Below are 2383 nucleotides of genomic sequence, written 5' to 3'. Positions count from 1 at the left end.
GTCGTCTACGGCGACGCGAAGACCGAGGCTAATGATCGTCGACCGGCACGGCAACGCTCCCGCATGCCCTCTACGTGAATGTGTTGGCAGCGCCCTTCAGCAGGCGCGGCTGATCAAATGTCCGCTAGTACGGTCAACAGACCAGAGCAGGCGTACGGGCATGGTCCCGTCGTGCATGCGTTCCATGGCCTCGGTGGGGTCCATGGTGTCGTCGACTGGGATGCGGCTGTGCTCGGAGCCGTTGCGCATGGTCAGGACGAGCTCGTCACCGGTGAGGGTGGCGGTGCAGCGCGCGATTAAGGGCACAGCTCGAGGATGCACGGTTCTTGATGGCCGGGCCTGTTGCCCGGTGGCGACACGGCGGCAGCTTCCGACGATGCCCACCCGACAGCTAAGACGCACACGCGGCCGCAGGGCGCCGGGGGCCACACGTCAATGCCAGCAGCGCACGCACGTGTCCGTTCTCATGCGATCTGTCACAGCCGCACACCTCTGACCTGCGGTCGGACAACTCGCCTGAGACGGCCGGTGGCCTGCTTGTCTCATCCGGAGCTTGACCCGGTTTTCCGGACAGGTGGGTGACTTGATCATGCCGCAGCGGTGGCTGCGGTGTGAAGGGTTTCGTACTGGACGGGGCTGAGGTAGCCGATGCCGGAGTGACGCCGACGCGGGTTGTAGAAGGCCTCGATCCACTCGAACATCGCCGAGCCCAGCTCCGCCCGGGTGGACCAGGCGCGGCGGTCCAGCAACTCGCGCTGCATCGTGGACCAGAAACTCTCCATCAGCCCGTTGTCGACGCTGGAGGCGACCCGCCCCATCGAGCCCAGCAGACCAGCCGTCCGCAGACGGTGCCCGAAAACCCAGGAGGTGTACTGACTGCCCCTATCGGCGTGGACGATGGTTCCCGGCTGCGGACGACGTCGCCAACAGGCCATCTCCAGGGCATCGACGACGAGCTCGGCGCGGATGTGATCGGCGATGGACCAGCCCACCACCATCCGACTGAACACGTCGACCACGGCGGCGCAGTAGACCTTGCCCTCGGCCGTGGGGTGCTCGGTGATGTCCGAGACCCACAGACGGTTCGGCTCCTGCGCGACGAAGCGGCGGCGCACCAGGTCCTCGTGCGGCGCCGGCAGCGGCTTGGCGCTGGAGCGTTTGCGGCGGTGGCAGACCCCGACCAGGCCAGCGGCTTTCATCAGCCGGGCGATGCGTTTGCGTCCGCAGGTGATGCCCAGTCCCAAACGCAGCTCGGCGTGCACCCGCGGCGCACCGTAGGTCGCCCGCGAGGAGGCGTGGACCTCGACGATGGTCTGCGTCAACGCCGCGTCGGCAGCCGCGCGGGCCGACGGTGGTCGCCCCAGCCACTCGTAGTAGCCCGAGCGGGACACACCCAGTACCCGGCAGGTCACCGCGACGGGGACCGGGGAGGTCTCATCGTCGGCAAGGTCACGGACCAGCGGGTAGGTCATTTTGGGTCCGGCAGCACGTCCCGGGCGAAGTAGGCACTGGCCCGCTTGAGAATGTCGATCTCCATCGCCTGCACCCGGGTCTTGCGGCGCAGCTCGATCAGCTCGGCGCGTTCACCGGCGTCGAGTACGGCGGTGGTGTCCTGACCGGCGCGGCCACTGGTACGGCCGCTGCTGCCTTCAGCCAGCCGGACCCAGCGGCGCAGGCAGGACTCGCTGATGCCGAGGTCAGCGGCGATCTTGCCGATCGGCTGCTCACGCAGCTGAGCCAGCTCCACGGCGCGCTGACGGAACTCCGGCGGGTGGGGTCGGGGCATCGAAGGACTCCTTTCTGGGCGACATCATCGCCTCAGGTCGGTGTCCGGAGAAGCGGGTCAAGCTCCCTTCTAGTAGCACGTGCATGACGTCCTCAGGGAGGTCGGAGGCAGGCTCAATCGGCGCTGTGGATGGGATGGACAGGGCGTCCAGCAGGACCTTCAACTGGTTGTCGATGTCGCCGCGGCGTTGGATGAAGTTGCCCGCGCCGGACTAGGTCGCTGAGACGGGGAAAGTTCAGGTGCGGCGGAGGAGAGCAAGCGAGCGGAAGCGACGCTTTGTCATAATGAAGATTATCGGCTCACTGGACGATGGCCACGTTCACCCAGGAGACGCCCGTCAAACCCCTGCGGCGCATGGCGTCTCCCGTCGAGACTCCGACGTCGGCCGGTGCATCGAGTGTCGACGCCGCCAGCGCGGGGACGTCGACCCCTCCGGCGGGTCGGCCGCAGAGCCGAAGTCCCGGCACCTGCACGGACCGAGTCGCCGGCCGGCTCGCTCTGACCCGACGTCGCCGAACTCGTCCGTCGACGTGCCGCGTCCACCACGTCGCGAGTGCCACGAGGTCACCACCTTCCAGTCGACGTCCGTGCCGTGGC

The 2383-nt window shown here is 67.6% G+C and carries 3 protein-coding genes; all 3 read right to left on the bottom strand.

All coding sequences use genetic code 11. The features are described from left to right. Positions 1-96 precede the first annotated feature (96 nt). Entirely contained in the window at positions 97-306 is a 210-nt protein-coding gene (locus ABT295_RS21095; RefSeq protein WP_352396371.1) for a hypothetical protein, read from the bottom strand. 281 nt (positions 307-587) lie between these two features. After that, positions 588-1472, bottom strand: a complete 885-nt coding sequence (locus ABT295_RS21090) for an IS3 family transposase (protein ID WP_352396370.1) — start codon at positions 1470-1472, stop codon at positions 588-590. Continuing rightward, a complete protein-coding gene (locus ABT295_RS21085) occupies positions 1469-1786 on the bottom strand; it encodes a transposase (protein WP_352396369.1) in 318 nt (105 codons plus the stop codon). Before ABT295_RS21085 ends, ABT295_RS21090 begins: the two co-directional genes overlap by 4 nt. Positions 1787-2383: the final 597 nt, after the last annotated feature.

This window comes from Terrabacter sp. NPDC000476 (assembly GCF_040300125.1).
Lineage (GTDB): Bacteria > Actinomycetota > Actinomycetes > Actinomycetales > Dermatophilaceae > Terrabacter.
This window is presented reverse-complemented; position numbering and strand designations above follow the sequence as displayed.